Raw genomic sequence first — 25,240 nt, 5'->3', positions numbered from 1 at the left:
ATTCTTTACCTCTTATGCCAGACGCGGGTTGACTTTATCTGCATCGATGTTGAATTTGATGATAGCGTCAGCTACCACTTTCTTATCGATTTCGCCACGTTTAGCCAGTTCGCCAAGTGCTGCAACAACCACGTAAGACGCGTCCACTTCGAAGTGGTGACGCAGGTTTTCGCGGCTGTCTGAACGACCGAAGCCATCAGTGCCCAGTACGCGGTAATCGCTTGCCGGGATGAAGTTACGGATCTGCTCAGCGAACAGTTTCATATAGTCAGTAGATGCCACGGCTGGTGCATCGCTCAGTACCTGAGCAACGTACGGTACACGTGGTTCTGCAGTTGGGTGCAGCATGTTCCAGCGCTCACAATCCTGGCCATCACGCGCCAGTTCAGTGAAGGAAGTTACGCTGAATACATCAGAGCCAACGCCGTAGTCTTTCGCGAGTATCTGCGCTGCTTCACGAACGTGACGCAGGATAGAGCCCGAGCCCATCAGCTGAACTTTACCTTTGCTACCTTCAACTGTTTCCAGTTTGTAGATACCTTTACGGATGCCTTCTTCCGCGCCTTCAGGCATGGCTGGCATGTGGTAGTTTTCATTCAGCGTGGTGATGTAGTAGTAAATGTTCTCTTGTGCTTCACCGTACATACGCACCAGGCCGTCATGCATGATGACTGCAACTTCGTAAGCGTAAGATGGATCGTAAGAGATACAGTTAGGGATAGTCAGAGACTGAATATGGCTGTGGCCATCTTCGTGCTGCAAACCTTCACCGTTCAGAGTCGTACGACCGGAAGTACCACCGACCAGGAAGCCACGCGCCTGTTGGTCACCCGCTGCCCAGCACAGGTCGCCAATACGTTGGAAACCGAACATGGAGTAGTAGATGTAGAACGGGATCATTGGCAGATCGTTGGTGCTGTAAGAAGTCGCCGCCGCCAGCCAGGAAGAACCTGCGCCCAGCTCGTTGATACCTTCTTGCAGGATCTGACCTTTCTCGTCTTCTTTATAGTAAGCAACCTGCTCACGGTCCTGCGGGGTGTACTGCTGGCCGTTCGGGCTGTAAATACCAATCTGACGGAACAGACCTTCCATACCGAAAGTACGCGCTTCATCGGCAATGATTGGAACCAGACGGTCTTTGATAGACGGGTTCTTCAGCATCACGTTCAGGGCACGAACGAAAGCGATAGTGGTGGAGATTTCTTTGTTCTGCTCTTCTAACAGAGAGCTGAAGTCAGCCAGGGTAGGCAGTTCCAGTTTCTCGGTGAATTTTGGCAGACGAGTCGGCAGATAGCCGTTCAGTTTTTCGCGCTGACCATGCAGATATTTGTACTCTTCGCTGCCTTCTTCGAACTTGATGTACGGCAGTTTTTCAATTTCAGCATCGGTCACTGGCACATTGAAACGGTCGCGGACATAACGCACGCCGTCCATGTTCATTTTCTTAACCTGGTGCGCGATGTTTTTACCTTCGGCAGTTTCACCCATGCCATAACCTTTAACGGTATGCGCCAGGATGACAGTTGCTTTGCCTTTGGTTTCTTGTGCATTTCTCAGTGCAGCGTAGATTTTCTTCGGATCGTGGCCGCCACGGTTCAGTGCCCAAATCTCATCGTCGGACATATCTTTAACCAGTGCAGCAGTTTCTGGATAACGACCGAAGAAGTGCTCACGAACGTAAGCGCCGTTTTTGGATTTGAAGGTCTGATAGTCACCGTCAACGGTTTCGCCCATCAGCTGCAGCAGCTTACCGCTGGTATCTTTACGCAGCAGTTCGTCCCAACGAGAGCCCCAAATCACTTTGATCACGTTCCAGCCAGCACCCGCGAAGATACCTTCCAGTTCGTTAATGATTTTGCCGTTACCGGTTACTGGGCCATCAAGACGCTGCAAGTTACAGTTGATGATGAAGCACAGGTTGTCCAGTTTTTCACGGGTTGCGATAGTGATCGCACCTTTAGATTCTGGCTCATCCATCTCGCCGTCGCCCAGGAACGCGTAAACGCGCTGTGCGGAGGTGTCTTTCAGGCCACGGTGTTCCAGGTATTTCTGGAATTTAGCCTGATAGATTGCACCGATTGGACCCAGACCCATAGATACGGTCGGGAACTGCCAGAATTCAGGCATCAATTTCGGGTGCGGATAAGAGGACAAACCATTACCGTGAACTTCCTGACGGAAATTGTTCATCTGGTCTTCAGTCAGGCGGCCTTCAAGGAAAGCACGTGCGTAAACGCCTGGGGAGATGTGGCCCTGGAAGTACACCAGATCGCCGCCATCTTTCGCATTGCGTGCGCGGAAGAAGTGGTTGAAACACACGTCATACACGGTTGCAGAAGACTGGAAAGAGGACATATGGCCGCCCAGATCGAGGTCTTTTTTAGACGCACGCAGGACGGTCATGATGGCGTTCCAACGGATAGCAGAACGAATACGGCGTTCCAGCTCCAGATTCCCCGGGTATTCCGGTTCATCTTCAACGGCGATGGAGTTTACGTACTGGCGGGCAGCAGAACCTGCTGCGATTTTTACTCCACCTTTACGGGCTTCGCTCAGTAACTGATCAATCAGGTACTGTGCGCGCTCAACACCTTCTTCACGGATGACCGATTCGATCGCCTGTTGCCAGTCGCGAGTTTCGATCGGATCCACGTCATTTGGGAAACGTTCTGACATGGGTGGTATTCCTTATCTGTGTCTAATACGTTGATTATCTGGAACCTGTCCCATTGTATTTTCCTTGGAAAAACACAATAAGACAGGTTCTGCGTTTAGTTGCCGCGCTCTAAATAGTGGCGCTTAAAAGAACCAGAAATTTCGGGCTCTCATTCCTTACGTTGCTGTAAGCGCCGCAGAGAACGTTCTCGACGACTCTGTTCGCGGCTGCGATCCAGCAATATTTCTTCGATAAATGCCAGGTGACGGTGCGACGCTTCGCGCGCCTGCTCCGGCTGACGAGCCATAATCGCCGCAAAAATGCTGGCGCGATGGCTGCTCACTTGCGCCAGCATTTCACGGCGCGCATAGAGCAATTCAAAATTCTGACGAACGTTTTGTTCGAGCATTGGTGACATACAGCGCAACAAGTGTAGTAGCACCACATTGTGGGCAGCTTCGGTTACAGCTATTTGATACTGCATAACCGCATCGGACTCTGCATCCAGGTCGCCGGACTCTTGCGCTTGTTGAATGGCAACATGGCAGTCGCTAATACGTTTGAGGTCTTCGTCTGTACCACGCAATGCAGCGTAATAGGCAGCGATACCCTCAAGTGCGTGGCGGGTTTCAAGCAGATCAAACTGGGATTCAGGATGGTCAGACAGCAGTTCGACCAGAGGGTCGCTTAAACTTTGCCAAAGACTGTTTTGGACAAAAGTACCGCCGCCCTGACGACGAAGCAGGAGCCCTTTCGCTTCGAGACGCTGAATGGCCTCGCGTAGTGAAGGACGAGAAACGTCGAATTGTTTTGCCAATTCGCGCTCTGGTGGGAGTTTTTCGCCGGGACGCAAGGTTCCCTCGAGGATGAGAAACTCCAACTGCTGCTCAATCACATCGGATAGTTTTGGTTGGCGGATTTTGCTGTAGGCCATGTGTTCCCTATATCTGCCATTAGCCTGTAGTCAATTGGTATGACCAATTTCACATTCTTGACGCTAAAGTAACAAAGTATTCACCTTCTGTCCATATTGGTTTTGATTGAAATCATTAAACCAGGCACATTTTAACAACATTACAGAAATGACGTTTCAAAGCTGTAACTTTGCACAAATGTCACATTTACTCACACACAGACGTATTTAACGTTTACGAAACAGCAAAAAGTGCCTTTTCTTGCAATCTGAACCGATTCATCAGTTTAAAATATGAATATTAATTCAACGAATTCGCTTAACGTGGATAAATAACAGGCGGAATAAATAATTCGGGCGGAAGAACAACTGGTTTCTTTTTATTCAACTCGTCACGGCAATAATAGAAAGCAGGTGCAAACACTGGCACTTACCACTATTCTTTGCGCTGCGGTAGTCCAATGCGCAAAATACTGGAATTAAAAACCGTAAAATAAAGACTACACATTACGGAATTACAAACTTACAGAGGCGCGGCCAGCGCCCTGAAAATGACCACACGAGGTTAAATGATGGAACAAGGCGACACGCTGAAACGCGGCCTTAAAAACCGCCATATCCAGCTCATCGCGCTAGGTGGAGCTATTGGGACAGGCCTGTTTCTGGGCAGTGCGTCTGTCATCCAATCTGCCGGGCCGGGGATTATTCTTGGTTACGCGATTGCAGGCTTTATTGCCTTCTTGATCATGCGCCAGTTAGGTGAAATGGTCGTTGAGGAGCCGGTAGCGGGCTCATTTAGCCATTTTGCTTACAAATACTGGGGCGGATTCGCAGGTTTTGCTTCTGGCTGGAACTACTGGGTACTGTATGTACTCGTTGCCATGGCAGAACTTACTGCAGTGGGTAAATACATTCAGTTCTGGTATCCGGAGATCCCAACCTGGGCATCTGCCGCAGTCTTTTTCGTCGTCATCAATGCCGTTAACCTCACTAATGTAAAAGTGTTTGGTGAGATGGAGTTTTGGTTCGCGATTATTAAAGTCATCGCGGTTGTCGCTATGATCGTGTTTGGCGCATGGTTGCTGTTTAGCGATCACGCAGGCCCACAGGCGACAGTGCGCAACTTATGGGAACAAGGTGGATTCCTGCCACACGGCTGGACCGGGCTTGTGATGATGATGGCGATTATCATGTTCTCATTCGGCGGTCTGGAGCTGGTTGGGATTACGGCTGCGGAAGCAGATAACCCACAGGTTAGCATTCCGAAAGCAACCAACCAGGTTATCTACCGTATTCTGATTTTCTATGTGGGTTCCCTGGCTGTGCTGTTGTCTCTGATGCCATGGACTCGCGTTACCGCTGATACCAGCCCGTTCGTACTTATCTTCCACGAACTGGGTGACACCTTTGTTGCTAACGCACTGAACGTTGTGGTTCTTACCGCCGCGCTGTCTGTTTATAACAGCTGTGTTTACTGCAACAGCCGTATGCTGTTTGGCCTGGCTCAACAAGGCAACGCACCGAAAGCACTGCAGAAAGTTGATAAACGTGGCGTTCCAGTGAATACCATTTTGGTATCTGCGCTGTTCACCGCACTGTGTGTACTGATCAACTATCTGGCACCAGCGGAAGCCTTTGGCCTGCTGATGGCACTGGTGGTGTCTGCACTGGTCATCAACTGGGCGATGATTAGCCTGGCGCATATGAAGTTCCGCCGTGCTAAACAACAACAGGGCGTGAAAACGCGTTTCCCTGCCCTGTTCTATCCATTGGGTAACTACGTCTGCCTGCTGTTTATGGCGGCAGTATTGGTGATTATGGCGATAACTCCAGGAATGGCTATCTCCGTATGGCTGATTCCAGTATGGGTGGTCGTTCTCGGTATCGGTTATTTTATCAAACAGAAGAACCTGAAGAGCGTTAAAGCTTAACTCTCCCTTCTGCTCAAAGCGCTCCGACGAGCCATCGCTTATCGGGGCGCTTTGTTATCTGCTTCACATATTCTTAACAATGACAGTATTGTCCATCTCTGTGGCGGATTACAGACACGCAAATTTTCTCCAATAGCTCAATACTCTTGTCCATATTCTGGTCAGGAGCATTTTCTATGGAAAGCAGCAAATTATCTGTGAAAGAAAAGATTGGCTACGGAATGGGGGACGCCGGATGTAACATTATCTTTGGCGCCATTATGTTGTTTGTTAACTATTTTTATACCGATATCTTTGGGCTCGCCCCGGCGTTAGTCGGCGTAATGCTACTTTCCATCCGGGTAATCGATGCGGTAACCGATCCTATTATGGGGGCGATTGCAGACAGAACTCAGTCGCGCTGGGGGCGTTTTCGTCCATGGATTTTGTGGATGGCGGCCCCGTTTGCCTTCTTCAGTTACCTGATGTTTACCACCCCGGACTGGGCCTATAGCAGCAAAGTTATCTATGCCTTCGTCACTTACTTCCTGCTTTCATTAACCTACACCGCAATCAACATTCCTTATTGCTCATTGGGCAGCGTGATTACCAACGACCCAAAAGAGCGCGTGGCCTGCCAGTCGTATCGCTTTGTGATGGTTGGCATCGCAACGTTGATTCTCTCGCTTTCCCTGCTGCCGATGGTTGACTGGTTTGGCGGCGGCGACAAAGCCAAAGGCTACCAAATGGCAATGGGCGTGCTGGCAGTACTCGGCATGTTCATGTTCCTGTTCTGCTTCACGACAGTCAGAGAACGTGTTCGCCCGGCGGTGCCAAGCAATGACGACTTAAAAGCAGATTTGAAAGATGTGTGGAAAAACGACCAGTGGGTGCGCATCCTGCTTCTGACGTTGTGCAACGTCTGCCCTGGCTTCATCCGCATGGCGGCAACCATGTATTACGTCACCTGGGTGATGGGCCAAAGCACCAGTTTCGCCACATTGTTTATCAGCCTCGGCGTGGTTGGCATGATGGGCGGCAGCATGTTGGCAAAAGTGCTAACCGACCGTATCTGCAAACTGAAAGTGTTCTTCTGGACTAACATCGTGCTGGCGATTTTCTCCTGCGGTTTCTACTTCCTCGACCCGCACGCCACCACGCTGATTGTGGTGATGTACTTCCTGCTTAACATCCTGCACCAAATCCCGTCACCGCTGCACTGGTCACTGATGGCCGACGTTGACGATTACGGCGAGTGGAAAACAGGTAAACGCATCACCGGCATCAGCTTCTCCGGTAACTTGTTCTTTCTGAAGTTGGGGCTTGCGATTGCAGGCGCAATGGTTGGTTTCCTGCTTTCCTGGTACGGCTACGATGCCGGAGCCAAACAGCAAAGCCCTGAGTCAATTAACGGTATTGTGATGCTGTTTACCATCATCCCTGGCGTTGGCTACCTGATTACCGCAGGCGTTGTGCGTTTGTTGAAAGTTGACCGTGAATTAATGCAGCGCATTCAGGCAGACCTTGAAAAGCGCCGCATCAACTACCGGGAATTGAATGAATACCACGACAGCAAACCTGTTGAAGCCAAACTGTAAGGAAAGCCCTATGAATCAGGAGCAATGGCCTAATCCATTTATTGAGCAGCGCGCCGATCCGTTTATTTTGCTACATGAAGATTGCTACTACTTTATTGCGTCAGTACCAGAGTACGACAGGCTGGAGATCCGCCGCGCGGACACAATAAGCGAGCTGCCAGAAGCGCAACCTACCGTAGTATGGCGCAAACCCAATCATGGCCCAATGAGCGAGCTTATCTGGGCACCAGAGCTGCATCATATCGACGGTAAGTGGTACATCTATTTCGCTGCCACCCACACACAGGCACTGGATCAGTTAAATATGTTCCAGCACCGCATGTTTGCACTGGAGTGTGCGGATGCAGACCCGCTCACCGGGAAATGGGTTGAAAAAGGCCAGGTAAAAACGCAATTCGACAGCTTCTGTCTTGATGCCACCACCTTTAAGCATCAGGGCAAGCAATGGTATTTATGGGCGCAGAAAGATCCTGATATTGCAGGTAACTCCAATATCTATCTTGCCGAGCTGGAAACACCCTGGGCCATCAAAGGCACACCTGTGATGTTGAGTAAGCCCGAACTGGATTGGGAATGCAGAGGTTTTCTGGTTAACGAAGGGCCAGCGGTCGTGGTTCACGGCGATAAGCTGTTTGTCAGCTATTCCGCCAGCGCCACCGATGAAAACTACTGCATCGGCTTGTTGTGGATCGACCTGCATGCTGACCCAACTAACCCTGCTAACTGGCATAAATCACCACAGCCTGTGTTTGCCACCAGCTACGAGAACAAGCAGTTTGGGCCGGGGCACAACAGTTTTACCAAAACTAAAGATGGGAAAGATGTGCTGGTGTATCACGCGCGGAACTACACGGAAATCGAAGGTGACCCGCTGTATGACCCGAATCGCCATACGCGCCTGAAAACACTCGAATGGGATGAAAACGGTATGCCAGTGTTTGGCATACCGCCTGCTGATAATCGCTAACTTATGCGGCGCTCTGGCTTAAACCAGAGTGCCGTAAATAGTCAGCAACGCGACAACGACTAAAACAACTAATGATGTTTTCTTCGCCATCGAAACCGCCGCCTTCGGCGTTTTGATTTTATCGAGATGTGGCTCTCGGGCTAGCGAATACTGAGCCAGCCTGGTCAATACCTGATACTGCGAAGTATGGCGATCGGCTAACGACGCAAACCACGCAGGAAGCGCCCTTTCTCCATGTCCCAGTAGTGCATATGCCACACCAAACAGACGCACAGGCACCCAATCCAGCACATGTAAAATGGTATCAATACCGGAATGCAAACGCTCTTGCGGAGAATGATGGCGCGCAAGCCACGTCTGCCACGCACGCAAAAAAGCGTAACCCGCAAGTGTTACCGGCCCCCAAACACCGCCGACGATAAACCAGAAAAGCGGTGCGAGATAAAAACGAAAGTTAATCCACAACAGCGCATTTTGCAGCTCTTTCAGATACTCACGCTCGTCACAATCGGGTGGAACACCGTGAATCAGCGTCAGTTCACTCGCCATCGCATCTCGCGCGTGACTATCGCCATGGCTCACTGCTTGCAAATACGCATGGTAATGCAGTCGAACCTGCCCTGCGCCAATACACAACACGCCGAGTGCAATCCAGAAAACGAGCAGCGGTACGTTGAAGAATAAACCTTGCAACGCGCGAATACAGAGGAAAACCACCAACATACATAGGGCGGTCATCAGAATGGTACGTAATAACGAAAAGTTTTTTACTCGCCGGAAAAGCACTTCAAGGCGGTGATCTAGCTGCCAGTGTTCGCCCAGCTTAAATAACCGTTCCCAAATCATCACCAGCAGTAATGTAAACAGCGTCATTCCATCTCCTTATTCGGCGTTACCTCTACCAAGTAGCGAAAACGCGACCAGTCGAATGCAGGACCTGGGTCGGTTTTACGCTCCGGTGCAATATCGCAATGTCCCGTCATATGGTCAGCAATTGCCGGATAAACGTTCACCAGCACATCTGTAATCGCAGCAAGCTGTTGATATTGCTCATCAGTATAGGGCAGCGTATCTGTCCCCTCCAACTCAATACCAATCGAAAAATCGTTACAGCGTTCACGCCCCTGATACAAAGAAACCCCTGCGTGCCAGGCGCGTTTATCAAAAGCTACATATTGAACGATTTCGCCATCACGACGAATAAGACAATGTGCTGAAACTCGTAAATGTGCGATACCCGCGAAGTACGGATGAGCTTGCGAATCAAGTGTTCCGGTAAACAACGCATCAATCCACGGTCCACCAAATTCGCCTGGCGGTAAACTGATGTTGTGCACCACCAACAAGGAAGGTGTTTCATCCTCTGGTCGGCAATCGAAATGTGGGGATGGGACATGTTTAACACCCACCAGCCAGCCGTCTTTTAGCTGCATCCACGGTCTCCTTAGAGTGGTACTTGAGGTCGCATCAATGTAGCATGTTTCGACATTAACTAAGCCATTTCGGAGTTTTATCATGCCTCCTCGCCGTTATAACCCAGACCGCCGACGTGACGAGCTTCTCGACCGTATTAACCTTGATATTCCAGCAGCTGTTTCTCAGGCTTTGCGTGAAGATCTTGGTGGTGACGTCAACCCCAATAACGATATCACTGCGCAGCTCCTGGATGCAGATCACCGTTCACATGCCGTAATCATCACCCGTGAAGATGGCGTGTTCTGTGGTAAACGTTGGGTCGAAGAGGTTTTCATCCAACTTGGCGGGGATGTCAAAGTGACCTGGCATGTTGAAGATGGCGATCTCGTTGCCGCTGACCAACCACTTTTCGAATTAACTGGATTATCACGCGTGCTATTAACTGGCGAGCGCACCGCGCTTAACTTTGTGCAAACGCTGTCTGGTGTGGCAAGCGAAGTGCGCACCTATGTTGATTTGCTGGCAGGCACAAACACGCAATTGCTCGATACCCGTAAAACTCTGCCGGGCCTTCGTACCGCGTTGAAATACGCAGTACTGTGTGGCGGTGGTAGCAACCACCGTTTAGGTCTGTCCGACGCATTTTTGATTAAAGAGAACCACATCATCTCCTCAGGTTCCATTCGCCAGGCGATAGAAAAAGCCTTTTGGTTCCATCCAGATGTGCCTGTTGAGGTTGAAGTCGAATCTCTTGATGAACTGGAACAGGCGCTGCATGCCGGAGCTGACATTATCATGCTCGATAACTTCAACGTTGAAGACATGCGTAAAGCTGTCGCTATCACCAATGGTAAAGCACGTCTGGAAGTTTCAGGAAACGTAACTAAAGAAACTATCCGTGAATTTGCTGAAACGGGTGTCGACTTTATCTCTGTTGGCGCACTGACTAAACATGTCCGCGCGCTCGATCTCTCCATGCGTTTCCGCTAATTTCTGCCAGGCAGATGAGCTAAAAATCATCTGCCTCTTTCTTCCCGTTACGGTATCGCTCGCATTTTTATTGCCGTCTCTGCAAATACCTAAAATATTTTGGAAGACAACATCCTGATGTTTACACTCGCACTCGCCTGAAGAATTCAAACGACGCAAAGTGCCGCTATCTCAAACAGGAGCGGCATATGAACAAACAACAAGGATTCACACTTATTGAGCTGATGGTAGTCATCGGTATTATTGCGATTCTTAGCGCCATCGGTATTCCCACCTATCAAAACTACCTGCGTAAAGCGGCTCTGACTGACGTGTTGCAAACCTTCCTGCCCTACCGTACCGCCATTGAACTTTGCGCGATTGAAAGGGGCGGAGTTAGCGAATGTGACGCGGGGAGTAATAGTATCCCTTCACCGAAAACCACCCGCTATGTAAGCAGCATGAGCATCGAACAAGGTGCTGTTACGCTTGCGGGGCAAGAAAGTCTCAACGGGCTGACCATTTCCCTGTCTCCACGCTGGAGTGATGTAGAAGGAATCGAAGGCTGGTCACGAACCTGTAGCGCTGCCAGTAATAATTCTCTTCAACAAACCTGCGAAGAAGTCTTCCGTTTTGATAATAAACAAGCGGGAAATTAAACCATGGCAAATCAGCAGATTCTCGCACTGTGTAACCAATATCAGGCGATATTGCTTTCTGAAGCTCCATTGCTGCATATCGCTATTGCACCAAACCCACCCGTACAGTTTTTTGAAGCATTGCGTTTTATCTGTGATAAGCCTGCCAATGTTGAATACTGGCCAGTTGAACAGCTGGAAAAAGCAAGGCACTCACGGCCGTCTGTTAGCGCAGAGGAACCTCTTGAGAATACGGCTCCAGTGGTTCAACTGTTGCAAGATACACTCCACAAAGCCCTGCAACTCAGGGCATCAGACATTCACTTCGAACCGGTAGAGCAAGGGTATCAAATTCGTTTTCGCGTTGATGGCGTGCTGCAACTGCAACCCCTGCTGCCAGCGCATCTGGCTGCACCGCTAACCGCACGGCTTAAGGTATTGGGAAATCTGGATATAGCAGAACGCCGCCTTCCTCAAGATGGGCAAATGGAGATCGAGATTGAACAGTGCAAATGTTCATTTCGCATAGCGACCCTGCCGGTGTATCACGGTGAAAAAGTTGTCTTACGTTTGATGGCACAAACAGAGCAAACCTTTGAGCTATCGGAGTTAGGCATGTCACCAGAGGATAGCTCTCGCTTTCAAAGCGCTTTAGCCAATCCCCAGGGCATGATTCTCGTCACAGGCCCCACTGGGAGTGGGAAAACAATCACGCTTTACAGTGCATTAAAGATACTCAACCAAGTCTCAGCCAATCTATGTAGTGTTGAAGACCCGATAGAAATCCCCATGCAAGGTCTTAATCAAACGCAAATTAACACTAAGGCAGGGCTTAATTTTCAAAGTGTTTTACGCGCCTTACTACGTCAGGATCCGGATATCATCATGGTGGGTGAAATTCGTGATGGCGATACGGCAGAAATAGCCATTAAAGCAGCGCAAACAGGGCATCTGGTACTTTCAACACTGCATACCAATTCCACGACCGAGACTGTCGTTCGCCTCGAACAAATGGGAGTCGCGCGATGGATGTTAGCATCTGCACTGAATATGGTCGTTGCACAGCGCCTGGTACGTAAACTCTGCCCACACTGTAAAGAACAACTCCCCGAAGACATCATCCTACCCACATCGCTTTGGGCAACTCCTTTGCCTCGTTGGCAAGCAACTGGCTGTGAACGCTGTTATGGAGGGTTCTACGGACGAAGTGCATTATTTGAAATTTTGCTTATCGATACAGCACTTCAATCAGCAATTATTGCCGGCATGCCAGCCTATGAAATCGAAACGCTGGCAAGACAACAAGGCATGATGACGCTATTTGAAAGTGGCTGCCAGGCTGTTGAACAAGGGCTAACCACTCTCGAAGAACTATATCGGGTGCTTGGTGTTCCTCATGACTAAGTTTGTACTCTGGCACTGGAAAGCAGTCGATCAACACGGGCAAATTCAACAAGGGGATGTGCTTGCGGATGATGCGGAATCTGTCAGCGAACAGTTAATCACTTCGGACCTCCAGCTTTTACAATTGCGGAAAATATCGCACACCCGCCGAGGTTGCTGGCATATTCAGCAAAAAATACAGGTATTCCGCCAGTTGGCGACGTTGCTTCAGGCGGGAATATCCTTGTCTGACGGACTAATACTTATTGCGCAGCAACACCCTTTTGGTGAATGGCGGGCATTACTTAAGGACATCGGGCATCGCGTTTCTAATGGCATCTCTTTTTCTGCCGCCTTACAACAATGGCCTGGGATTTTCCCGCCGTTGTTCATCGCTCTGATTCATATCGGTGAGCTAACCGGAAAGCTAGACGAGTGCTGCCTAAAGCTGGCAGCTCAACAAGAAAAACTGTACCAGCTGCGTAAAAAGGTCATGAAAGCCCTGCGTTATCCACTGTTTATCGTAGCGATAGCACTACTGGTGACTATCGGGATGATGAGTTTTGTACTGCCTGAATTTGCCAATATTTATCGTTCATTTAATGCCCCCTTACCCGCTATTACAGTGGCGGTAATGGCAGCATCAAACTGGGTAACAACACAGGGAGCATGGTGGCTGTTAGCCACTCTTATACTCACGGCCTTTGGCTATTATTTGCGAATAAAGAAACCTCACTGGCAAGAGTACGAACAACGTCTGATGCTGCAAACCCCATTGCTCGCTCCGCTATGGCGTGGGCAAATCCTTAGCCAAATCTATACCACGCTATCCCTTTCCCAGCAGGCAGGAATTCCCTTGCTGCAAGGGCTTAAAGCTGTAGAAACCACTTTGCCGCAACTAATGTGGAAGAAGGTTATTGTGCAAATAAACCACCAGGTGACTCAAGGAATCCCACTGTGGCAAACACTCTCACAAAGCGAGCGCTTCACACCATTGTGTTGCCAATTGATACGAATAGGAGAAGAGTCAGGCGCCCTGGATTTAATGCTCGAGAAGCTAGCGTGTTGGCATCATAACCATACCGAGGAACTGGCAGACAATCTTGCCGCCGCTCTGGAGCCAGTAATGATGTTAGTTGTGGGGATTATCATTGGAACGCTGGTCATCGCGATGTATCTGCCTATTTTTCAGTTAGGAGATGCAATGAGCGCGGGATGACGGCGTAGCGAAAATGCCACGCCGTATGTCGCTGATAGCTTAGAGGCTATTGAAAACGCGGTTTTCCTGCTCATTCACACGAATGAACGTAGTACGCTTGGTCAACTCTTTCAGGCGAGAAGCACCAACGTAAGTACATGCAGAACGCAGGCCACCCATAATATCGCGGGCAGTATTTTCAACAGGGCCACGCAATGGCAACTTAACGGTTTTACCTTCTGCTGCACGGTACTGTGCAACTCCACCAACATGGCGGGTCATTGCAGATTCGGAGCTCATACCGTAGAACAGCATGAATTTCTCGCCGTTTTCTTCAACGATTGTGCCACCACTTTCGTCATGACCAGCCAGCATACCGCCCAGCATCACGAAATCTGCGCCGCCGCCAAATGCTTTAGCAACATCGCCCGGCATAGTACAACCGCCGTCACTAACAATCTGACCACCGAGGCCATGAGCAGCATCAGCACATTCAATAACAGCAGAAAGCTGTGGGTAACCAACACCTGTTTTCACACGAGTAGTACACACAGAGCCTGGACCGATACCAACTTTAACGATGTCCGCACCGGAAAGGATAAGCTCTTCGCACATTTCACCAGTAACAACGTTACCTGCACAGATAACTTTGTCCGGCCATGCTTCACGCGCTTTAGAAACGAACTGAGTGAAGTGTTCGGAGTAGCCATTAGCCACATCGATACAGATAAATTTCAGCGCTGGGTTCAAAGAAAGAATCTGTTTGGTCTTCTGGAAATCAGCGTCTGATGTACCGGTTGAAACCATCACGAACTTCAGGGTGTCGTCTGAAGCAGACTTAACGAAGTTGCTCCACTCTTCAACAGAGTAGTGCTTATGAACGGCGGTGAGGATATCAAACGAGGCCAATGCCTGGGCCATGCCGAATGTACCAACGGTGTCCATGTTAGCAGCGATGATCGGAACACCTGACCATGCAATACCGGAGTGTTTGAAAGTGAACTGGCGCTCGAGTTCTACATCAGAGCGGCTTTTCAGTGTGGAACGTTTCGGGCGGATAAGAACGTCTTTAAAACCTAACTTCAAATCTTCTTCAATACGCATGTTGCAGATTCCTGGGTCGAATGGCGAAGGACGCGTGAACGCAATCAGCAATCTATATCCTGAATAATTCAAGTTGCAGAAAGGCGCAAGGGAGCAAATCCCCGGGAGCTTACTTGAGTAAGTAACTGGGGTTTATGAGTGCGGCCAACACATCTGCGGCTTGAAGTATGGCGGGTATAACTACCAATTCCAGTGACGCTATCATACGCACTATTAATGCAGCCGCAAGACTGCGAAAACAGTCTTTTTTACGCTACAATCGTTAAAATTTACCTTAGAAATATAAAATCGCTTCAGGGTCCGACTCTTATGGTTTATACGGTTGCATTAACGGGTGGCATTGGCAGTGGTAAGAGTACTATCGCCGATAACTTTTCCCGCTTAGGTATTACCGTTGTAGATGCTGATGTGATTGCGCGTCAGGTCGTAGAGCCAGGTCAGCCCGCTCTTCGCATTATTTCTGACCATTTTGGTGATGAGATCCTCCTTCCGGATGGCACTCTCAACCGTCGAGCTCTTCGCGCAAAGATCTTTTCTTCCGCTGAGGAGAAAAAATGGCTCAATGCCCTGCTACACCCACTTATCCATCAGCGAACCCAAGCTGAAATCAACCAGGCTCTTTCTCCCTACATTTTGTGGGTTGTTCCGTTGTTAATTGAGAATAACCTACAACAAAAGGCCGATCGTGTTCTGGTTGTTGATGTCTCGCCAGAAGTGCAAATCGCACGTACTATTGCGCGCGATAAAGTTAGTCGCGAACATGTGCTGCAAATCCTTGCAGCACAGGCGACACGCGAGGCACGCTTAAGCGCCGCCGATGATGTAATTAATAATGATGGTGCCCCCGACAAGGTGGCCGCACATGTTGACCGTCTGCACCGCCAGTATCTGGAACTGGCGGCCCAGGCCGCACAGCAGGATAACGAATAATGAGCACCCAGATTCTTTTTGAGCACCCACTTAATGAAAAAATGCGTACCTGGTTGCGTATCGAGTTCTTAATCCAACAACTCGAAAGTTCATTACCGGTAGACGAAACGGCCAAAGCACTTCATTTTTTCCGCAATATCGGTGACCTGCTCGATGTCTTTGAGCGCGGTGAGATTCGCACAGATATTCTTAAAGAACTGGAACGCCAGCAGCGTAAGTTATTGAACTGGTCTGAAGTTCCGGGTGTAGATATGCAGCGAATTGATTCACTGCGTAGCCAACTCAAAGAACGCGGCGGTGTTTTAATGGCCGCTCCTCGCCTGGGGCAGGCATTACGTGAAGACCGTTTGATTGCCCTGGTTCGCCAGCGTCTGAGTATTCCTGGCGGGTGCTGTAGTTTTGATTTGCCAACATTGCACATCTGGCTGTATTCACCCCAGGATCAACGTGATGCACAAATTAATAGCTGGCTTGCGACGTTGCAGCCGTTAAAGCAAGCGCTGGATCTGGTACTCGATATTATTCGTAATTCCGCGCCATTACGTAAACAAACCAGCCTGAATGGTTTTTATCAGAATAACGGGGATGACGCCGATTTGCTGCGTTTACAGCTGGATCTTTCGTACCAGCTTTATCCGCAGGTTTCTGGTCATAAGAGCCGTTTTGCGATCCGTTTCTTACCGCTGGATAGCGAAAATGGACTCATCCCTGAACGTCTCGATTTTGAGCTGGCGTGCTGTTAAGGAGCGAATATGACTGAAACAATAAAAGTGAATTGCCCGGGCTGCGGTAAAGTTGTCATCTGGGATGAAACCAGCCCATATCGCCCATTTTGCTGCAAACGCTGCCAGTTGATTGACTTAGGTGAATGGGCCGCCGAGGAAAAACGAATTCCTAGCAGCGGCGATTTATCAGAAAGCGACGACTGGAGTGAAGAAGATCTGCGTTAATCTTGCTGTAGTTTGCTAATTACCGGTTCATTAGCTGGTGGAAAATCTGACGCCACCAGCGCATTTTGCGCAATCCATTGACCCGGTTGCCCTTCTTTTCCCCACGGCTCGCCTTCCCAGCTTTCCACCATGAAAAACCACAGTGTGATATGCCTATCCGGGAACTGGTAAGCCAGTTTATCAAACAGCGTGAAATCAGTGGCTGTAATACCTGTTTCTTCCTGAAGCTCACGGACTAATGCTTGTTCAGGCGTTTCATCGGCTTCAATCTTCCCACCGGGAAACTCAAGCTTATTGGCCATATGCGCATCAGCCGCTCTTTGAGTAATGAAAATTTCACCCGCTTGATTGCGGATTATGCCAACGGCGATTTCGAGTTGTTTCATTTTTGTGCAGCTGCTCCATAGAAAAAAGGCGCAGCAAGCTGCGCCTTTATCGACAATTACGTTCTTAGCTTAAACGGCCATGACACTGTTTGAATTTCTTACCAGAACCGCATGGGCACGGATCGTTACGGCCCACTTTGCGCTCACCTGTTTCCGCAGCCAACTCTTCAGCAGCAAGTGTGTCAGCATCCTGATGGCTCAACTGTTGCATCTGCGCCAAACGTTCGGCTTCTTCACGACGCTGTTGCTCCATTGCCTCTACTTCTTCAGGCATACGAACCTGCACTTTGCTGAGCGTACTGATCACTTCATATTTCAGCGCTTCAAGCATTGATGCAAACATGGCGAAAGATTCACGCTTGTATTCTTGCTTAGGATCTTTTTGCGCATAGCCACGCAAGTGGATACCCTGGCGCAGGTAATCCATCGCCGCAAGGTGCTCTTTCCACAGTGAATCCAGTGTCTGCAACATGACGCCTTTTTCGAAGTGACGCATCATTTCAACGCCAACCACTTCTTCTTTACGCTGATACACTTCGATAGCGTTTTGCAAAATACGCTCACGCAGTGTTTCTTCATGCAGCTCCGGCTCTTTATCCAGCCACTCTTTAATTGGCAGCTCGAGATCAAAGTCGTTTTTCAGGCGCTCTTCCAGACCTTCAACATCCCACATTTCTTCCAGTGATTGCGGTGGAATGTGTGCGTCGATAGTCACTTTAAAGACGTCTTCGCGGATGCTGTTGATGGTTTCGCTAACGTCGCTCACATCCAGCAATTCGTTACGCTGGCTGTAGATCGCGCGACGCTGATCGTTGGCCACATCATCATATTCCAGAAGCTGTTTACGGATATCGAAGTTACGGCTTTCAACTTTACGCTGGGCGTTAGCAATTGCCTTAGTAACCCATGGGTGTTCAATCGCCTCGCCCGGTTTCATACCGAGTTTACGCATCATGCCTGAAACACGATCCGATGCGAAAATACGCATCAGTGAATCTTCCATGGACAGGTAGAAACGAGATGAACCCGCATCACCCTGGCGACCGGAACGGCCACGGAGCTGGTTGTCGATACGGCGAGATTCGTGACGCTCAGTACCAATGATGTGCAAGCCACCCGATGCCAGAACCGCATCATGACGAATCTGCCACTCAGCTTTAATCTGCGCGATTTGCTCAGGAGTTGGGTCTTCAAGCTCAGCAACTTCTGCCTGCCAGCTACCACCCAACACGATATCCGTACCACGGCCTGCCATGTTGGTTGCGATGGTCACGGCGGCTGGATAACCGGCCTGAGCAACGATACCCGCTTCGTTAGCGTGGAACTTGGCATTCAGAACGTTGTGTTTGATTCCCGCTTTGGTCAATTCAGCAGAAACCACTTCGGATTTCTCGATTGAAATGGTACCGACCAGCACAGGCTGACCGTTAGTAGTACGCTCTTTAATATCTTCAATGATTGCGACAATCTTGTCTGCTTCAGTCATGTAGACCAGATCAGGCATGTCTTTACGAATCATTGGGCGGTTAGTTGGCACAACGATGGTATCGAGCTTGTAGATAGAGCTGAATTCGAACGCTTCGGTATCCGCAGTACCCGTCATACCCGCCAGTTTTTCATATAGACGGAAGTAGTTCTGGAAGGTGATGGATGCCAGCGTCTGGTTTTCGTTCTGAATGTCCACGCCTTCTTTGGCTTCAACAGCCTGATGCAGGCCATCAGACCAGCGGCGACCTTGCATGGTACGACCGGTGTGTTCATCAACGATGATGACTTCGCCATCTTTAACGATGTAGTCAACGTCACGGGTGAACAGAACATGCGCACGCAGTGCAGCAGTCACGTGGTGCATCAGCATAATGTTAGTTGGGGAGTACAAAGACTCGCCTTCTTCCATAATGCCTTCCTGAACCAGCAACTCTTCAACCAGTACCAGACCACGTTCAGTAATGTTTACCTGACGAGATTTTTCGTCCACAGAGAAGTGGCCTTCACCCTGGAAAGTATCAGAATCTTCTTTTTCCTGACGGATCAGGCTCGGGATGATTTTGTTTACTTTACGGTACATTTCGGAGCTATCTTCAGCAGGGCCGGAGATAATCAGCGGCGTACGCGCTTCATCGATAAGAATTGAGTCAACCTCATCCACCAATGCATAGTGCAGTTTACGCTGAACGCGTTCTTCAGGGCTGAATGCCATATTGTCGCGCAGGTAGTCAAAGCCGTATTCGTTGTTGGTGCCGTAAGTGATGTCTGCTGCATAAGCTTCACGCTTTGCTGGTGCAGGCATGTTTGGCAAGTTGATGCCAACGCTCAAGCCCAGGTATTCGAACAGCGGACGGTTGTTTTCAGCATCACGCTGAGCCAGATAGTCGTTCACGGTAACAACGTGAACACCACGGCCACTTAAGGCGTTCAGGTATGCAGGCAGAGTAGCCGTCAGTGTTTTACCTTCACCAGTACGCATCTCTGCGATACAACGTTCGTTCAGAACCATACCGCCGAGCAACTGCACGTCGAAGTGGCGCATGCCGAATACACGTTTACTCGCCTCACGAACAACAGCAAAAGCTTCTGGGATCAGATTCTCCAGCACTTCACCTTTCTCAAGGCGCGCACGGAATTCGCCAGTTTTTGCTTTTAATTCATCATCGGAAAGTTTTTCAATTTCCGGTTCCATGCTATTGATAAGATTGACAACTTTACGCATACGACGCAGGGTGCGGTCGTTACGGCTACCGAAAACTTTAGTTAATAATTTGATTAGCATAATTAATTCTCAAACGCCTACCGTCAGGGCAGAGCTAAAAATAACGTTATAATTAAAGGAAATGGAGTTAGCTGAGGCGTTGTGGGCCAGCGCGGATACCCTGGACCTGGCTTATCCAAATGGCAGGACTAAAAGTCTCGACAGCTGGCGATTGCCAAAGTGCAGTATTACGCACAATAACTGGGGGTTTGCTTTCCTGAGTGAGCAGCGCACTGAGCGTGTCCAGTAAAGCGAGTTTATGTGCCTGAAGTGGCAAATTCTCTTGTGCTGCTGGCTGCGTTTGCGGTGCCATTGCAAAAGAAAGGTGACGAATTACAGTTCGAATTGCATGCTGATGCCAGTAATCGACACTAAATGATGGTCGGCGGGTACTTTCCTGCAATAATGCCAGACTATTGAAGCTGACCTTGTTGAGGTAATCGTGGCTGCTGGTGGATGTTTCAGCAGGGGCTGTTGGCTCGGTATTTTGGCTGAGAGCAGGCATACCAAAACTCGCCGCGACCATCCCTAATAAGAGATGCGGCCAGAAATAACGTCTGCCAAACTGTCGCCAACAATTTAGAATACCAATCACTTTATCCGCCGGAGCATTATGTATGCGTGATAGTCGCCCACAATCTTTAGATCATTTGTTCGATGATGCTGGAGCCGAAAGCGTGTTGCAAAACGTGCAACAACGCGCAACTGCACTACTTAGGCTCAACAGGGCTGTGAAAGGGATATTACCCGCTCAACTACATCCCTGGTGCCGGGTAGCAAATTTCCGACAAGGCATTCTCGTACTTGAAACTGCAAATGCTAGCTGGTTGATGCGTTTACGCTATGAACAAGCCACGCTACTGAGTGCATTACGTGCACAAATATTACCATCATTGACATCAATCGACATCAGGATTAATCCATCACTGGCTGCAATTGGGCAAGAATCAGTACAAGAAAACAGCATTCAAACAGTGAAGGGGAAAACTGAAGGGGTTAACAGAGTTCTGAGTCAGCAAAGTGCAGAGGCATTAAGAATGGTGGCTGAACGTAGCCCTGAGAAACTGAAGGCAATAATAGAACGACTGGCATCATTGGCCGGAGAGAGTACCAATGAAACCAGTCGCAATAAATAATTCTGGTGTTATGCCAGAACCATTTTTGGTGCTTTGAACGCTAGCGGGAGCTCAGCATCGTCTTCGAAGGTTGCCCATTCCCAGGCTTCCTGCTTCGCCAGAACCGCTTGAAGCAATTTGTTATTCAGCGCATGACCAGATTTATAGGCGGTAAACGCGCCGATAATGTTGTGGCCGCACATGAACAAGTCACCAATTGCATCGAGCATTTTGTGACGAACGAATTCATCTTCAAAACGCAAGCCGTCTTCGTTCAGTACGCGATAATCGTCAACAACGATGGCACAATCGAAGCTACCGCCCAGGCACAAACCACGGGACTGCAGATATTCGATATCACGCATGAAACCGAAGGTACGAGCACGACTAATCTGGCGCATAAACGCGTCAGCAGAGAAGTTCATGCTGTAGCGTTGGGTGCTGGCATCAATCGCCGGATGGTTAAAGTCGATGGTAAAATCCAACGAGAAACCATTATACGGCTTGAATTCAGCCCATTTGTCGCCGTCTTCAACGCGCACTGTTTCTTTAACGCGTACAAATTTCTTCGCACAGTTTAATTCGTCAATCCCAGCATCAAGCAGCAGGTAGACGAATGGCGCTGCACTACCGTCCATGATTGGGATTTCAGGGGCATTGACTTCAATAATGATGTTATCAATACCTAATCCCGCAAGGGCGGCATTCAAATGCTCAACGGTAGAAATCCGCACATCGTGCTCGTTCACCAGGCAAGTACAGAGCATGGTATCACGCACAGATTTGGCATCTGCCGGAAAATCTACCGGAGGATTCAAGTCAGTGCGACGATAGATGACCCCGGTATTTGCCGGCGCAGGGCGTAACGTCAGCATGACTTTCTTGCCGGTATGTAAACCGACACCAGTCGCCTGAACGATACGTTTAAGAGTCCTTTGTTTGATCATCGTATAATCTCGCCAAATTAACTATCCAACCGAAGTGTATATCACAATCGGTGGGCCAGTTTAGCACAAAGAGCGCAGTTCCCCAAATTCCGGTTTATTCTTAATCAGCTTGCTTGCGCAAAAACGCTGGAATATCCAGATAATCAGGCTCTTTCGTCGTTTGTGGCGTATTGTCATTAACTACCTTGGCAACAGGTTTCTGCTCTTGCTGAAGCGGAGCCATACCGTGTTGTTGGTAGCGATCCATAACTGGTTGCTGAGTCTGCTTGTTAGTAACCAGGGTAATTTCTGGACGTTTGTCCATGCCAATACCGGTTGCAACAACAGTTACACGCAGTTCGTCGTTCATCTCTGGGTCCAGAGAAGTACCGATAACCACAGTCGCGTTATCAGATGCGAACGCACGAATGGTGTTACCCACAGTTTCGAACTCATCCAGACGCAGGTCGAAGCCAGCGGTGATGTTGACCAGAACGCCACGAGCGCCGGACAGATCGATGTCTTCCAACAGTGGGCTGGAAATCGCCATTTCTGCCGCTTCTTCAGCACGGTCTTCGCCACTTGCAACACCAGAGCCCATCATGGCATAACCCATTTCGGACATTACGGTGCGCACGTCAGCAAAGTCGACGTTCATCAGGCCCGGACGAGTAATCAGTTCTGCGATACCCTGCACTGCGCCTTTGAGCACATCGTTTGCTGCGCCAAAAGCGTCAAGCAAAGAAATACCACGGCCCAGCACTTTCAACAATTTGTCGTTAGGGATGGTGATCAAGGAGTCGACGTGCTTAGAGAGCTCAGCAATACCCTGCTCCGCGAATGCCATGCGCTTCTTGCCTTCGAAATTGAATGGCTTAGTCACAACAGCAACGGTCAGAATGCCCAGATCTTTAGCAACCTCTGCAACTACAGGTGCAGCACCTGTACCTGTACCACCGCCCATACCTGCAGCGATAAATACCATGTCTGCGCCTTCAAGGGCCGCACGTAACGCGTCGCGGTCTTCTTCCGCAGCGGTACGACCCACTTCAGGGTTCGCTCCAGCTCCCAGACCTTTGGTAATACCATTACCAATCTGGATAGTCTGGCCTACAGCAGTTTTACGTAACGCTTGAGCATCAGTATTCACTGCAAAGAATTCAACACCTTCGATGCGTTCACGCACCATGTGTTCAACGGCATTACCGCCGCCACCACCGACGCCGATGACTTTAATCACCGCGTCGTTGGTCAGTTCCATAGGTTCAAACATAGTTTCTCTCCGTTTTGTGCCTGTCGCCTGAGACCGCTAATTTTGTCTGGTCTCTTATAAAAATTAAAACTCTTTTCTCAGCCAGCTGTTGATTCGTTTAATCCATGAGCCGACAGAGGTTCGTTTTTCCACTTCTGCTTCACCACTGAGATGTGTTTCTTTCCCGTAGTGCAGCAAGCCGACTGCTGTGGAGTAATAAGACTCCTGGGCATAATCAGTCAGGCCTGTAATATTAAGCGGTTGCCCGATACGTACTTGCGTATGGAACACCCGTTGTGCACAGGCAGCCAGCCCTTCGATTTGCGCGGCACCACCTGTCAGAACAATCCCAGCGGCCAGGTGGTGCTTCACACCTTGCTGGCGAAGTTGTTCTTGTAACTGCAAAATCTCTTCGTTTACCAGGTTCAATAATTCGGTATAACGAGGCTCGATAACTTCTGCAAGCGTCTGGCGTTGTAGGCTACGCGGTGGACGTCCACCTACGCTTGGCACTTCAACGTTTTCGTCTTTACCTACTATCGAACCCAGCGCGCACCCATGGCGCACTTTAATGGCTTCAGCATCACTCGGCGGAGTGCCGAAAGCATATGCGATATCACTGGTCACCACATTCCCGGCATAAGGGATAACTTTGGTGTGGCGTAATGCGCCGCCAGTGTAAACCGCGATGTCCATAGTACCACCACCGACATCGACTACGCAGACCCCTAATTCACGTTCATCTTCGGTCAATACTGCATAGCTCGCTGCAAGACCTGCAAAAATCAGTTGGTCAACTTTAAGACCACATCGTTCAACAGCTTTGACGATGTTTTTGGCCATATCGTTGTGGCAAGTAATCAAGTGCACTTTAGCCTGCATTCGGACACCCGATAAACCTACAGGATTTTTGATGCCTTCCTGGTAGTCAATCGCGTATTCTTGCGGGATTACATGCAAAACACGATGTTCGTCACGTACGCGCACCGACTTTGCGGTATGAACAACGTTCTCAACGTCTTCCTGCGTCACTTCTTCTTCAGAAATTGGCACCATACCAATCTCGTTTTGACAGCTAATATGCTTACCTGACAGCGCAAGGTAGACCGAAGATATCTGGCAATCAGCCATCAACTCGGCTTGGTCTATCGCACGTTGAACGCATTTAACGACTGACTCAAGATCGTTTACGCCACCTTTGTCCATACCACGCGATGGGCAACTGCCCACGCCAATAATATTGACCATACCGTCAGGCAGAACTTCCCCTACTAAAGCGGCAACCTTTGCGGTACCGATCTCCAGTCCTACTACCAGTTTTCTGTCCGTCGCCTTGATCATTGTTATTCTGCCTGTGCCTGATTCTGTTGCTGATTAGGATTAGGTTGTTCTGTTACGGGAGCAGGCTGCCAGCCTACTGCCGCGCCTGAGTCATAACGCAAGTCGACATAACTAATCCTTTTGTTGTCGGCTTGCTCTTGCTGCTGCAGAACAGGGTAAAGTTCCACAAAGCGACTCAAGCGTTTCATCGTATCGCCCCGGCCCAAGTTGAGCTTAATGCCATTATTCAACGTCAATTGCCAGGAGCGACGAGCGGTCATCGCCGCTTCTTTCAACGTAAATTTATCCTTTGCCAACACTGCACCCATGTCGCGGAAGCCTTCCAACACTTCACCTTCACTGCCTTCTGGCCCGGATAACATAGGTAAAGTCTGCTTTGCAGAACGTTCTGCAGGAACACTAAACGAATTTCCTTGCGCATCAATCATATGCTGATCATTCCAGCGCGCGATGGGCACATATTCAACCAGATGAATCTTCAATTCGTCGGGCCACTGCTTTCTTACACTCGCCTGCTTAATCCATGGCAAGCGTTCAATTTGCTGCTGGATGATATTCACATCCTGGGTCATAAAGGTGCCAGGGGGCCCAAGTGCCAGAATTGACTGACGAATATCATCGTTACGGGTGTAATGCCGTTCACCAGTAACCACCAACTTCGATAGCGGCAGGCGCTGAGCATCTTCCATCCAGCCGACCACAATCCAGCCGCCGATAAATACCGTAAAGAGTACTGCGCTCAGGAAAATTATCCCGGCCAGTCGCCCACCATTACTGCGACGAGAACTGGTTTCTTCTTCTTCCTGGCGATTACGCGTATTCAGAGCTGCTTGCGACAT

Annotated in this window: 23 protein-coding genes; 11 read left to right on the top strand and 12 right to left on the bottom strand. The window is 49.4% G+C overall.

All coding sequences use genetic code 11. The annotated features are described in order from the left end of the window. Window positions 1–12 precede the first annotated feature (12 nt). A complete protein-coding gene (gene aceE, locus GC128_RS14840; protein WP_064516237.1) occupies window positions 13–2,676 on the bottom strand; it encodes a pyruvate dehydrogenase (acetyl-transferring), homodimeric type in 2,664 nt (887 codons plus the stop codon). 149 nt (window positions 2,677–2,825) lie between these two features. Beyond that, window positions 2,826–3,590 (bottom strand): pyruvate dehydrogenase complex transcriptional repressor PdhR, encoded by a 765-nt coding sequence (gene pdhR, locus GC128_RS14835; protein WP_151994967.1) that lies wholly within the window; start codon window positions 3,588–3,590, stop codon window positions 2,826–2,828. 548 nt (window positions 3,591–4,138) lie between these two features. Here pdhR and aroP point away from each other — a divergent pair. The 3 genes from aroP to GC128_RS14820 all read left to right on the top strand — a co-directional run bounded on the left by aroP (window position 4,139) and on the right by GC128_RS14820 (window position 8,044). Continuing rightward, window positions 4,139–5,500 (top strand): aromatic amino acid transporter AroP, encoded by a 1,362-nt coding sequence (aroP, locus tag GC128_RS14830; protein WP_134187047.1) that lies wholly within the window; start codon window positions 4,139–4,141, stop codon window positions 5,498–5,500. Between the two features lie 176 nt (window positions 5,501–5,676). Next, window positions 5,677–7,077, top strand: a complete 1,401-nt coding sequence (locus GC128_RS14825) for a glycoside-pentoside-hexuronide (GPH):cation symporter (protein ID WP_151994966.1) — start codon at window positions 5,677–5,679, stop codon at window positions 7,075–7,077. Window positions 7,078–7,087: 10 nt separating this feature from the next. Beyond that, window positions 7,088–8,044 (top strand): glycoside hydrolase family 43 protein, encoded by a 957-nt coding sequence (locus GC128_RS14820; protein WP_151994965.1) that lies wholly within the window; start codon window positions 7,088–7,090, stop codon window positions 8,042–8,044. Window positions 8,045–8,062: 18 nt separating this feature from the next. Here GC128_RS14820 and ampE read toward each other — a convergent pair whose 3' ends face one another. Beyond that, window positions 8,063–8,917 carry a beta-lactamase regulator AmpE gene (gene ampE / locus GC128_RS14815; protein WP_151994964.1) on the bottom strand — a complete coding sequence of 285 codons (855 nt, stop codon included), beginning with the start codon at window positions 8,915–8,917 and terminating at the stop codon, window positions 8,063–8,065. Further along, on the bottom strand, window positions 8,914–9,477 hold the full coding sequence (gene ampD / locus GC128_RS14810; protein ID WP_151994963.1) for a 1,6-anhydro-N-acetylmuramyl-L-alanine amidase AmpD: 564 nt from the start codon (window positions 9,475–9,477) through the stop codon (window positions 8,914–8,916). The genes ampE and ampD overlap by 4 nt, the downstream gene beginning before the upstream one ends. 82 nt (window positions 9,478–9,559) lie before the next feature. Between ampD and nadC the strand changes: the two genes are divergently transcribed. From nadC to hofC, 4 genes are all read left to right on the top strand, one after another. Continuing rightward, on the top strand, window positions 9,560–10,450 hold the full coding sequence (nadC, locus tag GC128_RS14805; RefSeq protein WP_151994962.1) for a carboxylating nicotinate-nucleotide diphosphorylase: 891 nt from the start codon (window positions 9,560–9,562) through the stop codon (window positions 10,448–10,450). Window positions 10,451–10,638: 188 nt separating this feature from the next. Then, window positions 10,639–11,088 carry a prepilin peptidase-dependent pilin gene (gene ppdD / locus GC128_RS14800; RefSeq protein ID WP_151994961.1) on the top strand — a complete coding sequence of 150 codons (450 nt, stop codon included), beginning with the start codon at window positions 10,639–10,641 and terminating at the stop codon, window positions 11,086–11,088. Between the two features lie 3 nt (window positions 11,089–11,091). Next, a complete protein-coding gene (gspE, locus tag GC128_RS14795) occupies window positions 11,092–12,471 on the top strand; it encodes a type II secretion system protein GspE (RefSeq protein ID WP_151994960.1) in 1,380 nt (459 codons plus the stop codon). Further along, window positions 12,464–13,669 carry a protein transport protein HofC gene (hofC, locus tag GC128_RS14790; RefSeq protein ID WP_151994959.1) on the top strand — a complete coding sequence of 402 codons (1,206 nt, stop codon included), beginning with the start codon at window positions 12,464–12,466 and terminating at the stop codon, window positions 13,667–13,669. The genes gspE and hofC overlap by 8 nt, the downstream gene beginning before the upstream one ends. A gap of 39 nt (window positions 13,670–13,708) precedes the next feature. On the opposite strand, the gene GC128_RS14785 is transcribed toward hofC, so the two are convergent. After that, window positions 13,709–14,752, bottom strand: a complete 1,044-nt coding sequence (locus GC128_RS14785) for a GMP reductase (RefSeq protein ID WP_151994958.1) — start codon at window positions 14,750–14,752, stop codon at window positions 13,709–13,711. 309 nt (window positions 14,753–15,061) lie between these two features. On the opposite strand from GC128_RS14785, the gene coaE reads away from it, so the two are divergent. From coaE to yacG, 3 genes are read left to right on the top strand one after another with little or no spacing between them, the layout of a single operon-like run. Then, complete coding sequence (gene coaE, locus GC128_RS14780; protein ID WP_151994957.1) at window positions 15,062–15,682, top strand: dephospho-CoA kinase; 621 nt, start codon at window positions 15,062–15,064, stop codon at window positions 15,680–15,682. Then, complete coding sequence (gene zapD / locus GC128_RS14775) at window positions 15,682–16,425, top strand: cell division protein ZapD (RefSeq protein WP_151994956.1); 744 nt, start codon at window positions 15,682–15,684, stop codon at window positions 16,423–16,425. The genes coaE and zapD overlap by 1 nt, the downstream gene beginning before the upstream one ends. A gap of 9 nt (window positions 16,426–16,434) precedes the next feature. After that, window positions 16,435–16,632, top strand: coding sequence for a DNA gyrase inhibitor YacG (gene yacG, locus GC128_RS14770; protein WP_034460927.1), 198 nt, complete (start codon window positions 16,435–16,437; stop codon window positions 16,630–16,632). Here yacG and mutT read toward each other — a convergent pair. From mutT to secM, 3 genes are all read right to left on the bottom strand, one after another. Further along, window positions 16,629–17,018 (bottom strand): 8-oxo-dGTP diphosphatase MutT, encoded by a 390-nt coding sequence (gene mutT, locus GC128_RS14765; RefSeq protein WP_151994955.1) that lies wholly within the window; start codon window positions 17,016–17,018, stop codon window positions 16,629–16,631. The two genes, yacG and mutT, sit on opposite strands and share 4 nt — an antisense overlap. 64 nt (window positions 17,019–17,082) lie before the next feature. After that, entirely contained in the window at window positions 17,083–19,788 is a 2,706-nt protein-coding gene (gene secA, locus GC128_RS14760; RefSeq protein ID WP_151994954.1) for a preprotein translocase subunit SecA, read from the bottom strand. A 67-nt stretch (window positions 19,789–19,855) separates the two neighbouring features. Next, window positions 19,856–20,362: a secA translation cis-regulator SecM gene (gene secM, locus GC128_RS14755; protein WP_151994953.1), complete on the bottom strand. Its 507-nt coding sequence runs from the start codon at window positions 20,360–20,362 to the stop codon at window positions 19,856–19,858. 22 nt (window positions 20,363–20,384) lie between these two features. Between secM and GC128_RS14750 the strand changes: the two genes are divergently transcribed. Further along, window positions 20,385–20,903, top strand: coding sequence for a DUF721 domain-containing protein (locus GC128_RS14750; protein ID WP_034460935.1), 519 nt, complete (start codon window positions 20,385–20,387; stop codon window positions 20,901–20,903). Between the two features lie 8 nt (window positions 20,904–20,911). Here GC128_RS14750 and lpxC read toward each other — a convergent pair whose 3' ends face one another. The 4 genes from lpxC to ftsQ form a co-directional block, all read right to left on the bottom strand. Next, complete coding sequence (gene lpxC / locus GC128_RS14745; RefSeq protein WP_034460936.1) at window positions 20,912–21,829, bottom strand: UDP-3-O-acyl-N-acetylglucosamine deacetylase; 918 nt, start codon at window positions 21,827–21,829, stop codon at window positions 20,912–20,914. Window positions 21,830–21,929: 100 nt separating this feature from the next. Then, complete coding sequence (gene ftsZ, locus GC128_RS14740) at window positions 21,930–23,081, bottom strand: cell division protein FtsZ (protein WP_064539921.1); 1,152 nt, start codon at window positions 23,079–23,081, stop codon at window positions 21,930–21,932. A 63-nt stretch (window positions 23,082–23,144) separates the two neighbouring features. Continuing rightward, window positions 23,145–24,401 (bottom strand): cell division protein FtsA, encoded by a 1,257-nt coding sequence (ftsA, locus tag GC128_RS14735; RefSeq protein ID WP_034460940.1) that lies wholly within the window; start codon window positions 24,399–24,401, stop codon window positions 23,145–23,147. Between the two features lie 2 nt (window positions 24,402–24,403). Next, window positions 24,404–25,240 (bottom strand): cell division protein FtsQ, encoded by an 837-nt coding sequence (gene ftsQ / locus GC128_RS14730; protein WP_151994952.1) that lies wholly within the window; start codon window positions 25,238–25,240, stop codon window positions 24,404–24,406.

The organism is Buttiauxella massiliensis (genome assembly GCF_902500225.1).
GTDB classification, from domain to species: domain Bacteria; phylum Pseudomonadota; class Gammaproteobacteria; order Enterobacterales; family Enterobacteriaceae; genus Buttiauxella; species Buttiauxella massiliensis.
The sequence above is the reverse complement of the archived record's forward strand: the minus strand, read 5'-3'. Positions and strand labels throughout refer to the sequence as shown.